17 protein-coding genes are annotated in these 18,148 nt (G+C 65.2%); 6 read left to right on the plus strand and 11 right to left on the minus strand.

Going from position 1 to position 18,148, the window contains the following annotated elements:
* Positions 1–4 precede the first annotated feature (4 nt).
* The 10 genes from ureC to PO883_RS23540 all read right to left on the minus strand — a co-directional run bounded on the left by ureC (position 5) and on the right by PO883_RS23540 (position 10,438).
* On the minus strand, positions 5–1,705 hold the full coding sequence (gene ureC / locus PO883_RS23495; protein ID WP_289311899.1) for an urease subunit alpha: 1,701 nt from the start codon (positions 1,703–1,705) through the stop codon (positions 5–7).
* A 1-nt stretch (position 1,706) separates the two neighbouring features.
* Positions 1,707–2,030, minus strand: a complete 324-nt coding sequence (locus tag PO883_RS23500) for an urease subunit beta (protein WP_289311934.1) — start codon at positions 2,028–2,030, stop codon at positions 1,707–1,709.
* 14 nt (positions 2,031–2,044) lie between these two features.
* On the minus strand, positions 2,045–2,347 hold the full coding sequence (locus tag PO883_RS23505; protein WP_289311900.1) for an urease subunit gamma: 303 nt from the start codon (positions 2,345–2,347) through the stop codon (positions 2,045–2,047).
* A 17-nt stretch (positions 2,348–2,364) separates the two neighbouring features.
* Positions 2,365–3,204: an urease accessory protein UreD gene (locus PO883_RS23510; protein WP_289311901.1), complete on the minus strand. Its 840-nt coding sequence runs from the start codon at positions 3,202–3,204 to the stop codon at positions 2,365–2,367.
* 125 nt (positions 3,205–3,329) lie between these two features.
* Positions 3,330–5,099, minus strand: a complete 1,770-nt coding sequence (locus tag PO883_RS23515; protein WP_289311902.1) for a DUF1302 domain-containing protein — start codon at positions 5,097–5,099, stop codon at positions 3,330–3,332.
* Between the two features lie 94 nt (positions 5,100–5,193).
* Entirely contained in the window at positions 5,194–5,781 is a 588-nt protein-coding gene (locus PO883_RS23520) for a DinB family protein (RefSeq protein ID WP_289311903.1), read from the minus strand.
* A gap of 49 nt (positions 5,782–5,830) precedes the next feature.
* Entirely contained in the window at positions 5,831–6,532 is a 702-nt protein-coding gene (locus PO883_RS23525; protein WP_289311904.1) for a 2OG-Fe(II) oxygenase, read from the minus strand.
* A 63-nt stretch (positions 6,533–6,595) separates the two neighbouring features.
* A complete protein-coding gene (locus PO883_RS23530) occupies positions 6,596–7,276 on the minus strand; it encodes a phytanoyl-CoA dioxygenase family protein (protein ID WP_289311905.1) in 681 nt (226 codons plus the stop codon).
* Positions 7,273–8,907: a SulP family inorganic anion transporter gene (locus tag PO883_RS23535; RefSeq protein WP_289311906.1), complete on the minus strand. Its 1,635-nt coding sequence runs from the start codon at positions 8,905–8,907 to the stop codon at positions 7,273–7,275. The genes PO883_RS23530 and PO883_RS23535 overlap by 4 nt, the downstream gene beginning before the upstream one ends.
* A gap of 94 nt (positions 8,908–9,001) precedes the next feature.
* Positions 9,002–10,438: a diguanylate cyclase gene (locus PO883_RS23540; protein ID WP_289311907.1), complete on the minus strand. Its 1,437-nt coding sequence runs from the start codon at positions 10,436–10,438 to the stop codon at positions 9,002–9,004.
* A gap of 186 nt (positions 10,439–10,624) precedes the next feature.
* Here PO883_RS23540 and PO883_RS23545 point away from each other — a divergent pair, with 186 nt between their 5' ends.
* The 5 genes from PO883_RS23545 to PO883_RS23565 all read left to right on the plus strand — a co-directional run bounded on the left by PO883_RS23545 (position 10,625) and on the right by PO883_RS23565 (position 14,871).
* Positions 10,625–11,617, plus strand: coding sequence for an SDR family oxidoreductase (locus PO883_RS23545; protein ID WP_289311908.1), 993 nt, complete (start codon positions 10,625–10,627; stop codon positions 11,615–11,617).
* Positions 11,618–11,632: 15 nt separating this feature from the next.
* Positions 11,633–12,631, plus strand: coding sequence for a Ku protein (locus PO883_RS23550; RefSeq protein ID WP_289311909.1), 999 nt, complete (start codon positions 11,633–11,635; stop codon positions 12,629–12,631).
* Positions 12,632–12,646: 15 nt separating this feature from the next.
* The gene (locus PO883_RS23555) at positions 12,647–12,883 is read left to right on the plus strand and encodes a hypothetical protein (RefSeq protein ID WP_289311910.1); all 237 of its coding nucleotides are present in this window, start codon (positions 12,647–12,649) and stop codon (positions 12,881–12,883) included.
* Between the two features lie 79 nt (positions 12,884–12,962).
* Positions 12,963–13,313, plus strand: coding sequence for a hypothetical protein (locus tag PO883_RS23560; RefSeq protein ID WP_289311911.1), 351 nt, complete (start codon positions 12,963–12,965; stop codon positions 13,311–13,313).
* A 106-nt stretch (positions 13,314–13,419) separates the two neighbouring features.
* On the plus strand, positions 13,420–14,871 hold the full coding sequence (locus tag PO883_RS23565) for a catalase (RefSeq protein WP_289311912.1): 1,452 nt from the start codon (positions 13,420–13,422) through the stop codon (positions 14,869–14,871).
* A 38-nt stretch (positions 14,872–14,909) separates the two neighbouring features.
* Here the strand turns inward: PO883_RS23565 and ligD are convergent, their stop codons facing one another.
* Positions 14,910–17,468, minus strand: a complete 2,559-nt coding sequence (gene ligD / locus PO883_RS23570) for a DNA ligase D (protein WP_289311913.1) — start codon at positions 17,466–17,468, stop codon at positions 14,910–14,912.
* 189 nt (positions 17,469–17,657) lie between these two features.
* On the opposite strand from ligD, the gene PO883_RS23575 reads away from it, so the two are divergent.
* Positions 17,658–17,996, plus strand: coding sequence for a hypothetical protein (locus PO883_RS23575; RefSeq protein ID WP_289311914.1), 339 nt, complete (start codon positions 17,658–17,660; stop codon positions 17,994–17,996).
* Positions 17,997–18,148 lie beyond the last annotated feature (152 nt).

Here is an 18,148-nt window from a genome sequence, read left to right on the forward strand (position 1 = left end):
CCTCTCAGAACAGGAAATAGCGCTGCGCCATCGGCAGCACGGCCGCCGCCTCGCAGACCAGCAACTGGCCGTCGGCGCGCACTTCATAGGTTTCGGGATCGACTTCCATGTGCGGCGTGGCGCCGTTATGGATCATGTCGCGCTTGCGCAGGTGGCGCATGCCGTGCACGGGAATGAGCGTTTTGGTCAAACCGAGTTGCGCGCCGATGCCGGCGTCGTAGGCGGCCTGCGAGACGAAGGTGAACGATTTTTTCAGGCCGCCGCCAAAGGCGCCGAACATCATGCGGTAGTGCACCGGCTGCGGCGTGGGAATCGAGGCGTTCGGGTCGCCCATCTGGGCCGCCGCGATCATGCCGCCCTTGAGGATCAGCGAGGGCTTGACGCCGAAAAAAGCCGGCTTCCACAGCACGATGTCGGCGATCTTGCCCACCTCGAGCGAGCCGACCGCGTGCGACACGCCGTGCGTGATGGCCGGGTTGATGGTGTACTTGGCGATGTAGCGCTTGACGCGGAAATTGTCGCTGCGCGCCGAATCTGGCGCGAGCGCCCCGCGCTGCAGCTTCATCTTGTGGGCGGTCTGCCAGGTGCGCATGATCACCTCGCCCACCCGGCCCATGGCCTGCGAGTCGGATGACATCATCGAAATCGCGCCCAGGTCGTGCAGGATGTCCTCGGCGGCTATCGTCTCGCGCCGGATGCGCGACTCGGCGAACGCCACGTCTTCCGCAATGGCCGGGTCGAGGTGGTGGCATACCATCAGCATGTCGAGGTGCTCGTCGAGCGTGTTGACGGTGAACGGGCGGGTCGGATTGGTCGACGAGGGCAGCACGTTGTCCTGCCCGACGGCAGCGATGATGTCCGGCGCATGGCCGCCGCCCGCGCCTTCGGTATGGAAGGTATGGATGGTGCGGTCCTTGAAGGCGGCCAGCGTGGTCTCCAGGAAGCCGCCTTCGTTGAGGGTATCGGAATGCAGCGCCACCTGCACATCCATGCGCTCGGCCACCGCCAGGCAGTTGTCGATGGCGGCCGGGGTGCTGCCCCAGTCTTCGTGCAGTTTCAGGCCGATGGCACCGGCCAGCACCTGTTCCTCCAGCGGTCCTGGCAGGCTCACGTTCCCCTTGCCCATGAAGCCCAGGTTCATCGGAAAGGCGTCGGCCGCGCCCAGCATCGAGTGCAAGTGCCAGGGACCGGGCGTGCAGGTGGTGGCCGCGGTGCCGGTCGCCGGCCCCGTGCCGCCGCCGATCATGGTGGTGATCCCGCTCATCAAGGCTTCTTCGATCTGCTGCGGACAGATGAAGTGAATGTGCGTATCGACCCCGCCGGCGGTGACGATCAGGCCTTCGCCGGCGATGATTTCAGTGGCCCCGCCGATGGCCATGGTCACGCCGGGCTGCACATCCGGGTTGCCGGCCTTGCCGATAGCGGCGATCAGGCCGTTTTTCAGGCCGATATCGGCCTTGACGATGCCCCAGTGGTCGACGATGACGGCGTTGGTGATGACGGTATCCATCACGCCTGCGTGCAGCCGCTGCGACTGGCCCATCCCATCGCGGATGGTTTTACCGCCGCCGAACTTGACCTCCTCTCCATACATGGCGTAATCGCGTTCGATCTCGATGAACAGGTCGGTGTCGGCAAGGCGGATGCGGTCGCCCGTGGTGGGGCCGAACATGTCGGCGTAGGCGCGGCGGCTGATCGAGGGCATGCTAGTTGCCTCCGTGCGGCGGCAGTTCGCCCATCACCAGGCCGTTGAAGCCGAACACCATGCGCTCGCCGCCCAGGGCCACCAGTTCCACGGTGCGCTGCTGGCCGGGCTCGAAACGCACGGCGGTGCCGGAGGCGATATTGAGGCGCATGCCGAGCGCCGCGCTGCGCGCGAACCGCAGCGCGGTATTGACCTCGAAAAAGTGGAAGTGCGAGCCGACCTGGATCGGCCGGTCGCCGCTGTTTGCCACCACCACGGTGCGGGTGGCGCGGCCAGCGTTGATTTCAATGTCGCCGTCGGCCAGCAGGTATTCGCCGGGTATCATGCTCATGTCGGCCCTCAGGGAATTGGGTTGTGGACGGTCACGAGCTTGCTGCCGTCCGGGAAAGTCGCCTCGACCTGGATATCCGGGATCATCTCGGCGATGCCGTCCATGACGTCGGCGCGGGTCAGGATGGCGGCGCCCCCGGACATCAGCTGGGCGACGGTCTTGCCGTCGCGCGCGCCCTCCATGATGGCCGCGCTGATCAGGGCCACCGCTTCCGGATAATTGAGTTTGAGGCCGCGCGCCATGCGCCGTTCGGCCAGCAAGGCGGCGGTGAAGATCAGCAGCTTGTCTTTTTCGCGCGGGGTCAGGTCCATGGATTGTGCTCTCTTGTCTAGGTATTCCAGATGCGCGGCAGCGGCGCGGCGCACCCGAGCAGGTGCGGACGCAATAACTGCCACACGCTGAAGATGGCGCGGCGCGCGCTTTCGCTGTCGTTGCCCAGGTAGCGCGCGACGAACACCGATTTGATTTGCGTGATGGCTAGCGCCGGATCGAGCGCGCGCATGGCGTCGATCAACGCACCGCCGGCCGGCTTGCCCACGCCGACCAGGGTGGCGCAGACGCTGGCGCCGTTCAGGCCCAGGGGGCTGTGCATGGCCGCGCTGCCGCCGTGCAGCGCGCCCTGCTCCCACCACAGCAGCTTGCCGCCACGGCGGATCTGGGTGTGCTGGCTGATGGTGCCGTTATCAAAAGTCTCGCCCGAGGCGCGCCGGCCGAAACACAGGATGTCGCAGCCGATGTAGCTGGCGTCCGCCGCCAGCTCGACCCGCTGTTCCAGCGCCACGCGGGCGCCGTTGAAGAAAATCGCTTCCTGCGGCATCCATTCGACCGCCGCGCCGGCGCCGGCGTCGATCAGCACCTCCTGGCGCGAAACCTTGCCGTTGGCGCGATACCATTTGGCGGCGCCGGGCGAGGTGAGAAAGGCGTGGGTCGCGGCACCCGCGCCGATGCCGACCGACAGCCGGTCGCCGCCCACCACGCCGCCGGGCGGATGCACGATGATGGCGTGGCAAATGCGCGGACCTTCCGGATACAGCGGCTTTTGCACGCGCAGCGGCCCGCTGTGGACACGCTCCATCAGGCGCGTGGTGCCCGCATCGCCGGCGAAGCGCAGCCGCAGGCTGGCGTGCCATGCACTGTGGGTAGGATCGGTCTGGTGGCAATCTCGCATACCTGCCTAAAGAGCAGGATGCGTGCCAGCGCGCGAGGCACGCTCACGGTGCGGCGCGCCCGCGAACGGTGACCAGGCGCACCGCCACGGCGCATGCGCACCGGATCGGTGCGTACGGCGTGTCGTCAGAACTTGACGGCCATCGACACCGACACCACATCGCGGTCGACCTGGGTGTTGTAGACGCCACCCCAGACCGGCTGGTACGCCACCTCGGCCACGTAGCGCTTGAACAATTCCATGCGCAGGCCCACGTTCATGGTGCGGCGACCCTCGTTGAGAAGAAAATCGTACGACCATCCCTTCACTTCATGCTGCAGCTGCGCCCATGCGTGCAGGTTCAGCCCTTTCACCACCTGCGCCATGCGCGCGTCCACCCGCACCCGGTAGGCATGGGCGCTCGGACTCACATAGCCGTCGGCGCTGCACTGGCGGGCAGCATTGCTGCTGGTGACCGGGCAGGCGCCGTTAACGGGGCCATTGCCATACTGGTCGGCGCGGCCGTAACGGCGCACCGACGGATCGGGCAGTCCGGCCACGCGCTTGAGCACCACTTCGCCCAGCGTGCTGATGGCAATCCCGGCCACCAGCGGCCAGTCCTGCTGCACCCCGGCCTGCAACTGATAGGTGCGATAGCGGTCGTAGGCGTGATACAGCGCGCCTGGCGCGAGCGCATCGACCTCCTTGCGCAGCAAGGTAACGACAGCGGGATTGACAAAGGCCGGCAAGAAATCCCCGGGCGGCAGCTGGATCGGCTGCTTGGGGCGGTAGGTCAGCTCCCCGAACAGGCTGCCGTGCGCGCGCCGGTGCGCGAGCGTCAGCGAGGTCATGGCGATGCCGCCCACGTACTCGGTGAAGTAGCGCATGTTCTTGCCATCCGGGTCGCCCGCGATCAAGCCGGCGCCGGTCCGCTGCGCCTTGCGCGCGCCCGGCAGCGGGCTGCGGTTGGTGTAGCGCGCATGGTACAGGCCCACGTCCAGCGCCAGCGGCACCGACTTCCAGGTCAGGGCGGCGCCATACTGGCCGTCGCCGGCGGGGGCCGGATCGTCCATGCGCTTGACGAACGCGCCGCGCGCCAGGCGCGCCCGGTCGCTAATCGGCATCGGCCCGGTGAGGGCATGGTCGCAGCCTTGCGCAACGTAGTCGGTAGTGGCCCAGAAGGTACCGCACAGGTCCACCGCCGATGGCCGGAAGCGGGTCTGGTAAAAGCCTTCGACCCCGACACCGTTGTCCGCCTCGGCGCGCGCGAACAGCATGGGCGCCGGCACCAGGGCTTCCTGCGGCACGGCGTCGGGGCGGCGCCGGGCCGGGAAGTCGACCGCATTGATCGCGGACAGGCCACCGGGAAAACCGCTGCGTTCACCCCACGCGAGCGACTGCTGTCCAAGACGCCCGAGCACGCGCACGCCATCGGCCTGCACGCTGTGCTGAACAAAGACATCGCCCAGCGCCACGCCCGAAAAGCGCGACAGGCGCGCGCCACCGGCATCGTCGAGCGGCTGCCCGGCGGTGTAGCCGTTGATGCTGTTGCCCCAGGCACGAGGATGGCCGCTCAAGGCGAAATCGTGCCAGGCCTTGACCCGCAGCAGCGCACTGAAGCCGCCCTCGCGCGCCGTCAGGTCGAGATAGCCCTTGAGCGCGCGCGAGACGGCATCGCCGCGCCGGAAGTTCAGGTTGGCGTCGTCGCTGTTCTGGCCCCCGCTGGCGACCCCGGACAGGCCCACCTCCGACGCGTTGTACGGAACCAGCAAGTGCGGCGCCGACTCCTCGGTACGGAAGCTCGCGCCGAAGCCGATCCGCCCGCTGGCCTGGGTCTCGAGTGCGAAGGCCGGCGTTCCGGCTAGGGCGGCAAGGGTGAAAACGGCGTGAACGTGCCGACGCCTGGTTTGATGCATGTGGGGTGCCTGTGAAGTTGCGGGGCTTGCGCCAGAATACTTACTTTTAGTTACAATTGTAATTTACCACGGGTGATCGCCGCTTGTCACGGGCTCAAGCACCCCAGACATCGGCCTCGGTGAAACCCAGTTCAGCGAAGTCCGGCGCCCGGTCTTCGCTCTCGCCACGGCTGTAGAATTCATCGAACTGCGGCGGTTCGACGCCGGTCCCGGCGAGCATGGCGTGCACCTGGCCACGATGGTGGATCTGGTGCTGGAACAGGTGCGCCAGCAGGCGCGCGGGCGTGTCGAGTTTGAGCCCGTCGTCGCGCAGGATGCCGACGTCGCACGCGAGCGTGGCCTCGTCGAGCTGGAGGCAATAGGCGATCAGGCGCTGGTCGCTCAGTTTTTGCGCGGCCCACAATGCGGCGCAGGTGGCAAACGGTTCTTCCGGCTCGAAGAACGCCTCGCAGTAATCGGGATGGGGCTGGTCGCCGCGCGCCGCGCGTTCGATGGCGTCGATATAAAACCAGTCGGCCGTCAGCTTGTGATTGAGCGTCATTTTGATCGACGGGAAAAAACTGGTGCGCGTGGCCAGTTCAAACTCCGCCTGCGGCAGTTCGGCGCAGGCGCGCAGCAGGCGGTGATTGGCCCAGGCATTGTTGTAGGCCTGGGCGATCAGGTAGCGCAAGAATTGGTTCATGATTTTGACGATTGCTAGTGGAAGTGGAAGTGGAAGACGGGGGACGCGATCAGGCGGGTGCGCCGTACAGGACCTCGGCGCGCTGGAACAGGATCCAGGAGGTGGCGATATATTTGTCGCCGCTGCGCGCCACGTGGCCCTTGTGCGAATGGGTGAAGCCGGCCGGCGCGATGATCAGGCGCCCCTGGCGCGCGTCGATCTTGCGCTTCTGATAGTAGAACTCCGTCTCGCCGCCCTCTTCCACGTCGTTCAGGTAGAACTGGAACAGCAATGCGCGGTGCAGGCTCTCGCAGCTGGCGTTCTGCGGATAGATCTCGGAATGCCAGTGATGGTAGCCGCCGCTGGCCCGCACGTATTTTTGCACGTTGATCTGGCCGGCGCGGTACATCATGCGCATCAGCTCATCGATGTGGGCGGTGCCGCACTCGTCGAAATTCTCCGGCGACAGCACCACCGGTTCGCCGGTCACCGGATGGATCACCTGCGGCGACAGTGCGCCGATCAGCATCATGCGGTACTTGTTCAAATAGGCGCACAGATGCTCGCGCAGCGCCTCCATCAGGATACCCGCCACGTCCTGCCATTCCTCGTGCGCGGAAATGGTCAGGTCGTAGCTATCCTTCCTGGCCGTGTCGACGCCGTTGCCGGTCTTGCCGCGCGCGACCTTGCCGCTGGCGTCGAAGCGCGCAATGATGGCCGCGCACTGTTCGCTGCTCAGGGCATTGTCGTAAATCTCGATGAAGTCGTCCAAGGTCGGTCTCCGGATCCGGTTTTTCTGATACCGGCATAGTACACAAGGCGCACCGCCGGGTCACTAGCAGGTTTGCACGGCGACGTTCCATTTCAGTCCGTACGGCAGGGTACGCGGGCCGAAGACGAAGTGCAGCACCCGGCGCCGGCTCTGCCCGAGCGCCTTGGACGACGCATGCAGCAGCAGCGGGCGCATCACCAGCACCCCACCGATACCGGCGATGCATGCAACAGCCGGGGTGACAGCGCGCGCGGCCGCCACGCCGGCGGCTGCGATCACGCCCGCGCGGTGCGAGCCCGGCACCACGACCAGCGGGCCGTCGTCCGCGCCGCACGGGTCCAGGTGCAGGCGCACGGCCACCAGCTCCTCCAGCAGTGCCGGCGGCGCCTGTACGAATATGGCGCCTTCCTTGACTGACCAGCCGCGCAAGGCGGGGGCGTCGACCCGCGCCGCCACCGGAATACTCAGGTCCTGGTGCATCGGCACCAGCCAGTTGCGGCCCGCCGACTTTTCAAAGTAGGTGCACTGCACCGCCAGCGCATCGGGGTCCAGGCAAGCGCCCAGCGCGGGATCGGCACGCAGGCGCGCGGCCAGCGCGGCGCACCACGGTTGCGACAGCAGGCAGCGCGTGCCGCCCGACGCCGCGGCGGCCGGCTGCGCCAGTTCGCCCAGCTCCGCACAATCGCCCGCCGACAGCACGGCGGGCACCAGTGCGTAGCCGAGTCGGTCGAAATGCGACTTCATTTGAGCGCCAGCGCGTCCGACGCCATCGCCGCGCTCAGGAAAATCCTGCCATTCATCGCGCCAATCAGGTCGCTCGCTTTCAGGCGGTCCATCACCGGCCCCTTGACTTCGGCCAGATGCAAGCCGATGCCGCGCTGGCGCAGCGCCAGATTCAGTTCGCCCAGGCCGAACAGGGCCGAGGTATCGATCGAGCTGACCGCCGTCATCACCAGCACCAGGTGGCGCGTGGCGGGATGCAGCGCCAGTTCTTCCTCGATGCGCGCGTTGACCGCTTCCACATTGCCGAAAAAGAGATTGGCGTCGATGCGCAGCATCAGCACGTCGGGCACGGTGCCGGCGGGATAACGTTCGATATTGCGGAAATGCTCGGTGCCGGCGATCCGCCCCAGGACCGCGATATGCGGGCGGCTGGCGCGCCAGATCAGGGTGCCGAGCGAGAGTAGCACGCCGAGAACGACGCCATAGTCCACACCCAGCGCGATCACGCCGCCCGCCGTCGCCAGCAGGGCCAGCGCGTCGCCGCGGTCGTAGCGCCACGCGGTACGCAAGGTGTCCAGCTCCAGCATGCCCAGCACCGCGACGATGATGGTGGCGGCCAGCGCGGGTAGCGGCAGCAGCGCCAGCCAGCCGGTCGGCGCGACCAGCGCCAGTGCCAGCAGCACGCCGGTGATGATGCTCGCCAGCGGCGTGTTGGCGCCGGCGGCGAAATTCACCCCCGAACGCGACAGGCTGCCGGTGACCGGCAGGCCGCCCGTGAGCGCGCTGCCGATGTTGGCCACGCCCAGGCCGATCAGCTCCATATTACTTTGCAGTTTTTCCTGGCGCTTGAGGGCGAGCGTTTGGGCGGCCGACATCCCCAGCAAAAAGATCATGAACCCGATCAGCAGGGCCGGTTGCAGCAGCGCGCGCCAGTGGGCGCCGGAGGTGGCCAGGTTCAGGCCAGGCAGGCCGGAGGCGACTTCGCCGGTGCATTGCACGCCCAGCGCCGGCAAGTCCATGACGGCCGACAGCAGCGTGGCGCCGAGCACCACCAGCATGGGAGCGAGGCGCGCGCCGATATCGGCCGCGCCGGCCGGCAAGCCGGCGCGGCGCAGCAGCGCAGCGAGGTAGTATTTTGCAAGCAGCAGCAAGACGATCGCCCCGCCACCGAGCATGGCGCTCGGCACGTGCACCTGCGGCAGCGCGCCTCCGGCCAGCACCTTCAACTGTCCAAAGGCGATCACGATCGCGGCGCCGATGGTGAAACCGCTCATGACCGGACGCGAGAAAAAATTGGCCACGTAGCCGAGCCGCAGCAGGCCGCACAGCAGCAGCACCGCGCCGGAAGCGAGTGCCAGTTGGGCGGCGAGCACGCTATACAGGCCGGAGCCGGGTGCGGCGAGCGGCGCCAGGGCGGCCGCCGTCATGAGCGAAATGATCGCCATCGGGCCGACCGACTGGGTCATGCTCGATCCGAACAGCGCGTACAGAATGGGAGGGAGAATGCTGGCGTAGATGCCGGCCACGGGCGGCAGGCCGGCCACCAGGGCGTACGCCATCCCCTGCGGGATCATCATGAGGGCGACGACGATGCCGGCGCTGATATCACCGGGCAGCGACACGCGCTGGTAGTTTCTTAACCAATGCAGCATGCCCACTTGATCTGTCTATCCTTTGCGCCGGTGATGGCGGATTATACCCTCCGTCGCGCGCGCGCGTTCGTCGCTCCCGCGCAGGCGACGGACCTTACGACATCGCCAGCTCCACGCAGTTGCGTCCCGCGCGCTTGGCGCGGCCCAGCGCCGCGGCGACCCGCTGCATCAGCGCATCGGCGCTTTCCTGGTCCGCCAGTTGGCCCACGCCGAGCGAAATGGTGAGGCGGTCGCAGCCCGCGATATCGGTCTGCGCCACCGCCACGCGGATCTTTTCAGCGATCTTGAGCGCGTCGATCGCACTGGTATGCGGCACGATGATCAGAAACTCCTCGCCGCCCGAGCGTACCAGCACATCGCTGGCACGCAGCACCGACTGGGTCACTTCCGCCACCGTGCGCAGCGCGGCGTCGCCCACCGGATGGCCGAACTGGTCGTTGATGGCCTTGAAGCGGTCGATGTCGAAACCGATCAGCGCCACCGGCACCTTGTAGCGGCGGGCGCGCTTGATTTCGAGTTCGAGCAGGTGCTCGCCGTGGCGCCGGTTGGCCACCCCGGTCAGCGCATCGACCGTGGCCAGGTGCGTCACCCGTCCCAGCAAAGCTTCGTTCTCGCGGCTCATCGCGGCCATGCGCAGGCCAAAGCCGGCCAGCTGGGCGAGCGCCATGAACGAATCGAGTTCCGCGCAGCTGAACTGGCGCGCACGCCCGAACATCAGGCACAGCGATCCGGCCAGCGCGCTCCCCGGCGCAGACCCCAGCGGCAGCCCGATGACCATCTCGACGCCCTTGTCGACCAGGGACAGCGCCAGTTCCGGCTCGCCCGCCTTGGCCGGCGCGTCGAGCAGGGCCATCTCGTTGCTGCACGCGGCGACCAGGCCCGGAAAAGCATGCCGCAGCGGCGATTGCAGCAGCCTGTCGCTGCGGTGAAGCACGCGCGCCAGATTCAGGCCGGTGGGCGAATACTGCGCTTCGAGCTGCAGGTCGCCCGGTGCGTCCATGCGAAACAGCGAGGCGTGCACGGCGCCGGAAACGTCGCACAGCGCCACGCAAATCTGCTCGGCCACGTTGGTGATGTCGTCCACATCGAGCAGCGCCCGCTGCATGCGGGTGCGCAGCGCCAGCAGCGCGCGCAGGTCGTCGGCGGGCGTGCCGGAGGTGGTGGGCGCGTCCAGTTGGGCCGTGATCGCGGCGCGCAGGTCGGTATCGTCGAGCGGCGCGATGGCGTAGGCCAGCGGACCGGCTTTCATCAGCGCGGGCAGCCAGCCGGCGCTGATGAAGGGGCACAGCAGCAGCACCGGCGCACCGGCGCGGCGCGCGATCAGTTCGGCGATCGCGTCAAGATCGAAGCTGCTGTCAAACCGTTCGAGATCGATGATGAGCAGGTCGACCCGCTCCTGCCCCAGCAGGAGCGTGGCCTGCTCGGTGCCGTCGGCAATGAACAGGCGCGCGAACATGTCGGCGTACATGCCCTGGAAATCGACCCGACGCTGTCCTACCGGATTCAGAAAAAGTCCAATCTGCTGCGCCATCGGGTCTCCTTGAGCACGAAATCATGCGGGATAAATACGCAGTGGCAACATACCTTGCGTCTGCCCGCCTCACAGTTTGCCATAAAGCACCAAAGCGGCAAACATCAACGCGTGTGCAGTGTGCGCGGGCGCACCGTCAGCCCTGCGCCCCGGTCGGATACTGCCTGTTTGAAGGGAGCAAGCACCATGGCAAATACGGATCAGAACGGACTGAATTTACAAGTCGAGGCGGTCGCCGCCAAGCAGCGCGCGATCCAGGGCAGGCAGGATCAGAGAGACGCCTCGGCCAGCAAGGAAGAAGGCAAGGAAGCGGTGCAGACCGGCGGCCCGGTGCAGCCGGCGCCGCCGCTGCCGTCGCAGCACCTGGTCAAGCCGGGCATCGAAGCGTCGATGGAACTCAAACCGCGCTTCATGGCCGAAGGCTACAAGGGCAGCGGCAAGCTGCAAGGGCAAACCGCCATCATCACCGGCGGCGACTCGGGCATCGGACGCGCAGTGGCCGTGCTGTTCGCGCGCGAAGGCGCCGACGTGGCCATTTTTTACCTGAACGAGCATGAAGACGCGGAAGAAACCAAGCGCTGCATCGAGGCCGAAGGCCGGCGCTGCGTCATGGTGGCGGGCGATGTCAAGGACATGGCATTCTGCAAGGAGGCCGTCGACAAGGTCGTCGCGCAATTCGGGCGCCTCGATGTGCTGGTCAATAACGCGGCCTTCCAGGAACATGCGGCGTCGTTGCTGGACCTGACCGAAGAGCGCTTCGACGAAACCATGCGCACGAATATATACGGCTACTTCCACATGGCCAAAGCCGCCCTGCCCCATCTGAAGCGGGGCGCGGCCATCATCAATACCGGCTCGGTCACCGGCTTGCAGGGTTCGGGCAAGCTGCTCGATTACTCGGCCACCAAGGGCGCGATCCACGCGTTCACGATGTCGCTGGCATCCAATCTGCTGGAACAGGGCATCCGCGTGAATGCGGTTGCGCCGGGGCCGGTATGGACGCCGCTTAATCCGGCCGACCAGCCGCCCGCGAAGATCGCCAAATTCGGGCAGGACACCGACATGCACCGTCCGGCGCAGCCGGAGGAGCTGTCGCCGGCGTATGTATTCCTGGCCTCGGCGGTGTGTTCGAGCTATATCACCGGCATCGTGTTGCCGGTCACAGGCAGCGTAGGCTAAGGAAAGGACCGGCATATGGGACGCAGTCTATGGAAAGGCGCCATCAGCTTCGGGCTGGTGCATATTCCGGTCGAGATGCATCCGGCGGTGCGCGACAACGCGCTCGACCTGACCATGCTCGACCGCCGCGACTTCTCGCCGGTCGGCTTCAAGCGATATAACAAGGGGAACAACAAGGAAGTCGCCTGGGACGATATCGTCAAGGGCTACGAGTACGGCGACGGTGAATACGTGGTGCTGTCCGAGGAAGACCTGCGCCGCGCGAACCCCGAGGCGACCGGCACCATCGACATCCTGGCGTTCGTGGACGCCGGCACGGTGCCGCTGCTGTACTACGAGCAGCCCTACTATCTGGTGCCCGGCAAGGGCGGCGACAAGGTGTATGCGCTGCTGCGCGAAACCTTGCGCAAGGTCGGCAAGATCGGCATCGCCACGGTGATCATCCGCGTCAAGCAGCACTTGGCGGCGCTGGTGTGCGAGGGCGACACGATCGTGCTCAACACGCTGCGCTACAGCGACGAGATCCGTCCCACCGATGAACTCAAGATCCCGACCGCCAAATCGAAGACCGCCGCCATCACGGACAAGGAGTTGAAGATGGCGATGGCGCTCGTCGAAGGCATGAGCGAGGACTGGGAACCGGAGCAGTACCACGACACCTACCGCGAGGACATCCTGGCGCTGGTCGAAAAGAAGGTCAAGGCCAGACAGACCAAGACCATCACCATGCCGGAGAAGGAAAAGGCGCCGGCCGGCAAAGGCAACGTCATCGACCTGGTGGCACTGCTTCAGCAAAGCCTGGGCAAGAAGCCTGGCAAGGGCAAGGCGGCCAACGACGACGAGGACGATGCCGACGACGAGGAAGCGCCCCCAGTCAAGCCGCGCAAGTCGGCATCGAAAACCACCGCGACCAAGACGGTAGCCAAGAGCGCCGCAAAAACAGCCGCGAAACCGGCCGCCAAACCGAAGGCGGCGCCGGCCAAGGCGGCGCCGGCACGGCGCAAGGCCGCGTGAGCTGGCAGGAGACGCATGGAAGAGATCTTTACTTTACTTGAGTGGCCGGCGATGGCGATCAGCCTTGCCGCCGCATGGTGGATGGGGTCCAAAAAACCGGGGAAACGCATCGTCGCGTTCTGGATGCTCATCGTCGGTAACCTGATGTGGATCGCCTGGGGCTGGGGCGAAGCAGCGTACGCCCTCATCGCACTCAACGCCGGCCTGTTGGCCCTGAACGTGCGCGGGATTCGCAAGAACGAGAATGTTTGAGCCCCCGACATGGGCGATGTTCATGTGATAATGTTGATCGCTTCGCAGTGTAGCTGCCAACGTTTAACAGGACATCACCATGAAATTTGCCACTTTGGCGGTTACCGCCCTGCTCGCGCTGAGCGCCGGCGCGGCACTCGCCGACGTCACCGAGCAGGATGCCATTCAAGCCCAGGTTGCGGGAGCAATGGCGTCGGCCGACTATGCCCTCGCAAAGTGCCCCAAGCTGGGCGTCGACAAGGAACGCTTGGCCGAACAGATCAAAAAATCCGGCAAAACGGCGGAACAACTGCGCGCCACTGAGGAATACGCCGATCAACGCAACGTGGTCGAGACCATGGCAAAAGGTGAAAAAGGCTATATGGTGTGCATGCTGCTCTCCCGCGCGCATGGCGGATATGGTCGCGGTATCGTCGTCGAGAAGGAATAGCTGGCGATTGCCATAGACTATCATTGAGATATATTTAATTGCCTTTGACTAAATAGTTGACTCAACTACACTCCTCACATCGAATCACCACTGAGGAGTTGCAAGCATGAGCCAAGACCAACAGATCACCACCGCTTCCGGCATTCCGGTCGCCGACAACCAGAACTCCATCAGCGCCGGTCCACGCGGCCCCTTGCTGCTGCAGGACTTCCACCTGATCGAAAAGCTCCAGCACTTCAACCGCGAGCGCATTCCCGAGCGCGTGGTGCACGCCAAAGGTTCTGGCGCCTACGGCACCTTCACCGTCACGCACGACATCGGCCACCTCACCAAAGCGAAACTGTTCAGCGACATCGGCAAGCAAACCGCGACCTTCGCCCGCTTCTCCACCGTTGGCGGTGAGCGCGGCAGCGCCGACACCGAACGCGATCCGCGCGGTTTCGCCCTGCGCTTCTACACGGAAGAAGGCAACTGGGACCTGGTCGGCAATAACACGCCGATGTTCTTCATCAAGGACCCGATCAAGTTCCCCGACTTCGTCCACACCCAAAAGCGCTGCCCGCGCAGCAATCTCAAGTCGCCGACGATGATGTTCGACTTCTGGAGCAAGGCCCCGGAAAGCCTGCACCAGGTGACCATGCTGTTTTCCGACCGTGGCACCCCGGACGGCTACCGCCACATGGACGGTTTCGGCAGCCACACCTATAGCCTGATCAACGCCGCCGGCGAACGTGTCTACGTCAAATGGCACTTCAAGACGCGCCAGGGCATCAAGAACCTGTCCGCGACCGATGCCGCGCGCATCGCCGGCGAAGATCCGGACTACGCCCAGCGCGACCTGTTCGGCGCCATCGAACGCGGCGACTTCCCGCAGTGGGAAGTACGCCTCCAGGTAGCGACCGAGCAGCAACTGGACGACTGGGAAGCGCGCACTGGCTGGAACCCGTTCGACCTGACCAAGGTCTGGCCGCACCGCGACTTCCCGCTCCAGCCGGTCGGCATCTTCGAGCTCAATCGCAATCCCGACAATTACCACGCCGAAGTCGAACAGGTAGCGTTTTCGCCGGCCAACGCGGTGCCGGGCATGGGCTACTCGCCGGACAAGATGCTGCAAGGCCGCCTGTTCGCCTACCACGACGCCCAGTTGTACCGGGTCGGCACCAACCACCAGCACTTGCCTGTGAACGCGCCACGCTGCCCGATGCACAACCAGCAGCGCGACGGCACGATGGCGGTGCACAACGGCGGCGCCGCGCAGAACTACGCCACCGTCAACGCGGTGGGCAGCGCCCCGCGCGGCATGGGCCACGGCGAACCGGAACTGGGACTGCGCGGCGGCGCCGGCCGCTTCGACGGGCGCGGCATGGAAGACGACTACACCCAGGCCGGCAACCTGTTCCGCCTCCTCACGCCGCAGGAAAAGCTGAACCTGTGCGCCAACCTGGCCGGTCCTCTCAGCCAGGTAGACGACGAGATCCTGCAACGCCAACTGGCGCACTTCGACAAGGCCGACACTGCCTACGGCGCCGGCGTGCGGGCCGCGCTGAACATCAAGTAAGCGTGAAGCGCGTGGGCCGGCGGCCCGCGCGCGCAACGTCACTCCTTCTTGAAGCCCAGCTTCTTCATGGCGGCCGTCAGCGTTTTGGCGGCCTTCGCGTAGCCGGCCCACGGCGCGTTGCCGTGGTCCAGCCGCGTGTGCGCGTTATGCACGGTCCACTGGTCGCCCGACTTGAGTCCGGCCAGTTCATCCCACCCGACCGGCACCGAAATCCCCAGCCCCGGCCGCACCCGCGCCGACCACGCGCACGCGGTGGTGGCGCCACGTCCGTTGCGCAGGTAATCGATGAAGATCTTGCCAACCCGGTTTTTCGGCCCGCTCTTGAACGCAAAACGGTCCGGCAGCGTGGCCGCCAGATGGCGCACCACTTCCTGCGAAAAGTCCTTGACCGTATCCCAATCGAGGCCGCCCTTGAGCGGCACCACCACGTGCAAGCCCTTGCCGCCGCTGGTCTTCAGAAAACACGGCAGGCCCAGTTCGTCCAGAAACGCGTGCATCAGCTGCGCCGCTTCCTGGATGGCGGCCCAGTCGACGCCCTCGCCCGGGTCCAGGTCGAACACCATGCGGTTGGGCGTCTCGTAGCGTTTGCCGATGGCGTTCTGGGTGTGGAACTCCACCACGTTCCACTGCGCCGCCGATAAAATGCCGCCCACGCCGCCCACTTCCAGCATCGGCGGATGCTCGGGATCGAGCGCCGGGTCCATCTGCTTCACGCCGGGCAGCTTGCCCACTTCCGCATGCTTCTGGAAAAACAGCTCGCCGCCCACGCCGGCCGGCGCGCGCACCAGCGACACCGGCCGGCCCTTGAGGTGCTCCATCATCAGCGTGCCGACCAGCGCGTAATAGCGAATCAGGTCGATCTTGGTGGTGCCGCTTTGCGCGTCGATCACCCGCTCGCCGTGGGTGACCTTGAGCGTGGCCGGCAGCTTGCCTTCCGGTGCCACCGGTTCGGTCTTCCTGCTTGCGGCCCTGGCTTTGGTCTTGGCCGTCGTCGTCGTTTGCGTCTGCATCACATCCTCCACATGTCTGGCCACTTCGCGCCGGATTCCCTTGGCTGGCTTGTCGCTGCGCAGGCCCTGGAATACGGCATGGCGGATTGCCCCCGCGCTGGTCCACTCGGCAAAGCTGACCTCCGCGACCAGCGTGGGCTTGACCCAATGGTGCTTGCGGCCCGCGACCGCCTTGGGCGGGAACGGGCTCTCGCCGGTATCGAGGGCGCTTAATTTGTCTTTCAGGTCGCGCAGCACGGCCTGGGTAAAACCACTGCCGACATTGCCGGCGTACTGCAGCACACCATCCTTGTCGTAGGTCCCCAGCAGTAGCGCGCCGATGCCGGCGCGCGCGCCTTGCGGATCGGTATAGCCGCCGATGACGAATTCCTGGCGCTGGCCGCATTTAAGCTTGATCCAGTCGGGCGAGCGGCGCGTGACATAGCGCGAGTCGCGCCGCTTGCCGATCACCCCTTCCAGTCCCAGCTTGCAGGCGGCAACGACCAGTTCCCCGGGATCGGTGCCGAATTCGCTTGAGAACCGCACCGCCCCGGACGCCGTCTTTTCCAGCGCGGCACCGAGCAGCGCGCGGCGCGCTTCGAGCGGCACGTCGCGCAGGTCGTAGCCCTTGAAGTACGGCGCATCGAACAGGAAGTACACGATATCGGCGGTGTTCGCGCCATCGAAGGCCAGCTGCAACTGGCCGAAATCGGGCCGTCCGTTCTCGTCATGGACCACGATTTCGCCGTCGTACCAGCCGTCCGGCAGCTTGAGTTCGACCAGTTCCTTGTGCAGCGCTTCGAGCTTGTGGGTCCAGTCGTGGCCATTGCGGGTAAACAGCTGCACCTGTTTGCCGTCGACCCGGGCCAGCAAGCGATAGCCGTCGAACTTGACCTCGAAGATCCAGTCGGCCGGATCAGGCGGCGGCTGGTCGACCAGGGTCGCCAGTTGCGGCGACAGCGATGCGGGCAGGGCCGCCTTGAGCGCGCCCTCGGGCATGCCACGGCCGCCGGCCTTAGGCGCCGCCTTTGCCTTCGCTTTCACGGCTTTTAAGCCCGGCATCGGCAGCTTGCCGACGCTGTCGGGCATCTCGTCGACGACCGAGAACTCGGCGGCGGGCCTGGTGAAATCGTCCTTTTCCTTGATCAGCAGCCAGGGCTCCCGCTTTTCGCCCTTGCCCTTCATCCGCACCAGCACCCATTTTCCGTGCATTTTATGGCCGTGCATCTCGAACTTGAGGTTCCCGCTCTCGTAGCCCTTGCGCGCATCGTCGAGCGGCTGCCAGGTCCCTTTGTCCCAGATAATCACCTTGCCGGCACCGTACTGCTTTTCCGGGATCGTGCCCTCGAAGCTGGCGTACGAGATCGGATGATCCTCGACGTGCACCGCCATCCGCTTGTCCCTGGTGTCGTAGCTCGGCCCCTTGGGCACGGCCCAGCTTTTCATGGTGCCGTCCAGTTCCAGCCTGAAGTCGTAGTGCAGGCGGCTGGCCCAGTGCTTCTGGATCACGAAGGTCAGCGCGCCGGCCGCGGGTTCGCCGCCGTCGGCCGGTTCAGACGTGATCGAGAAATTGCGCTTGGACCGATAGACCTTCAGTGCATCCGCCATGACGGCGACCTCCGCTTGGTGGTTTTTTTTGCCGAGTCTAGAGCCAGGCAGGCCGCACGACTGTTCGCCAGCTAACTGAGCTGAATGTAAGTAGTTGTAAATCGCGTCAACTGATGCACAAGCGGCCGCGTTAGTGACTCTGTAGCACCCAAGAATTGCTCCACCATATAACCACACTGAGGAAACACCATGAAAAAAGTTATCGCATCGTTGATCGCCGGTCTGTTCGCTACCTCGGTTTTCGCCCAGGCTCCTGCCGCTCCCGCCGCACCAGTGGCCAAAGCAGAAGCGAAAGAAATGAAAGCGGTCGCCAAAGCCGACGCAAAAGAAGCCAAAGCCGATGCCAAAGCTGATGCAAAAGTAGAAAAAGCGCACGCTGAAGCCAAGTCCGACGTCGCTGTAGCCAACGCTGACGCCACCAAATCGAAGGCAAAAGCGCATTCGAAAGCGAAAAAAGCCAAAGCAGAAGCCAAAGCCGACAAAGCTGTCGACAATGCTGAAGCCAAAAAAGACGCAGCAATGAAGTAAGTTTCACCGGTAGTGAGAAGAAAAAGACAGCTTGCCTGTCTTTTTTTTCGTCCGCACGTTTGCGAATATTCTTTTTCAATGCCATAAAGAAACAATATTTCGACAAAAAACAGCGCGTTTTGCTTCCGTTCTAACCCCTTTTCACCCGCTGC

Source organism: Massilia sp. DJPM01, from assembly GCF_030348125.1.
In the GTDB taxonomy this organism is placed as follows: Bacteria; Pseudomonadota; Gammaproteobacteria; order Burkholderiales; family Burkholderiaceae_D; genus Telluria_A; species Telluria_A frigida.

What these genes read in the sequence shown, in the direction of transcription:
- PO883_RS23550 (WP_289311909.1), top strand. Translation starts at nt 11,633, where the DNA reads ATGGGACGCAGTCTATGGAAAGGCGCCATCAGCTTCGGGCTGGTGCAT.
- PO883_RS23545 (WP_289311908.1), top strand. Translation starts at nt 10,625, where the DNA reads ATGGCAAATACGGATCAGAACGGACTGAATTTACAAGTCGAGGCGGTC.
- PO883_RS23505 (WP_289311900.1), bottom strand. Translation starts at nt 2,347, where the DNA reads ATGGACCTGACCCCGCGCGAAAAAGACAAGCTGCTGATCTTCACCGCC.
- PO883_RS23535 (WP_289311906.1), bottom strand. Translation starts at nt 8,907, where the DNA reads ATGCTGCATTGGTTAAGAAACTACCAGCGCGTGTCGCTGCCCGGTGAT.
- PO883_RS23565 (WP_289311912.1), top strand. Translation starts at nt 13,420, where the DNA reads ATGAGCCAAGACCAACAGATCACCACCGCTTCCGGCATTCCGGTCGCC.
- PO883_RS23560 (WP_289311911.1), top strand. Translation starts at nt 12,963, where the DNA reads ATGAAATTTGCCACTTTGGCGGTTACCGCCCTGCTCGCGCTGAGCGCC.
- PO883_RS23555 (WP_289311910.1), top strand. Translation starts at nt 12,647, where the DNA reads ATGGAAGAGATCTTTACTTTACTTGAGTGGCCGGCGATGGCGATCAGC.
- PO883_RS23510 (WP_289311901.1), bottom strand. Translation starts at nt 3,204, where the DNA reads ATGCGAGATTGCCACCAGACCGATCCTACCCACAGTGCATGGCACGCC.
- PO883_RS23520 (WP_289311903.1), bottom strand. Translation starts at nt 5,781, where the DNA reads ATGAACCAATTCTTGCGCTACCTGATCGCCCAGGCCTACAACAATGCC.
- ligD (WP_289311913.1), bottom strand. Translation starts at nt 17,468, where the DNA reads ATGGCGGATGCACTGAAGGTCTATCGGTCCAAGCGCAATTTCTCGATC.
- ureC (WP_289311899.1), bottom strand. Translation starts at nt 1,705, where the DNA reads ATGCCCTCGATCAGCCGCCGCGCCTACGCCGACATGTTCGGCCCCACC.
- PO883_RS23515 (WP_289311902.1), bottom strand. Translation starts at nt 5,099, where the DNA reads ATGCATCAAACCAGGCGTCGGCACGTTCACGCCGTTTTCACCCTTGCC.
- PO883_RS23530 (WP_289311905.1), bottom strand. Translation starts at nt 7,276, where the DNA reads ATGAAGTCGCATTTCGACCGACTCGGCTACGCACTGGTGCCCGCCGTG.
- PO883_RS23575 (WP_289311914.1), top strand. Translation starts at nt 17,658, where the DNA reads ATGAAAAAAGTTATCGCATCGTTGATCGCCGGTCTGTTCGCTACCTCG.
- PO883_RS23540 (WP_289311907.1), bottom strand. Translation starts at nt 10,438, where the DNA reads ATGGCGCAGCAGATTGGACTTTTTCTGAATCCGGTAGGACAGCGTCGG.
- PO883_RS23500 (WP_289311934.1), bottom strand. Translation starts at nt 2,030, where the DNA reads ATGATACCCGGCGAATACCTGCTGGCCGACGGCGACATTGAAATCAAC.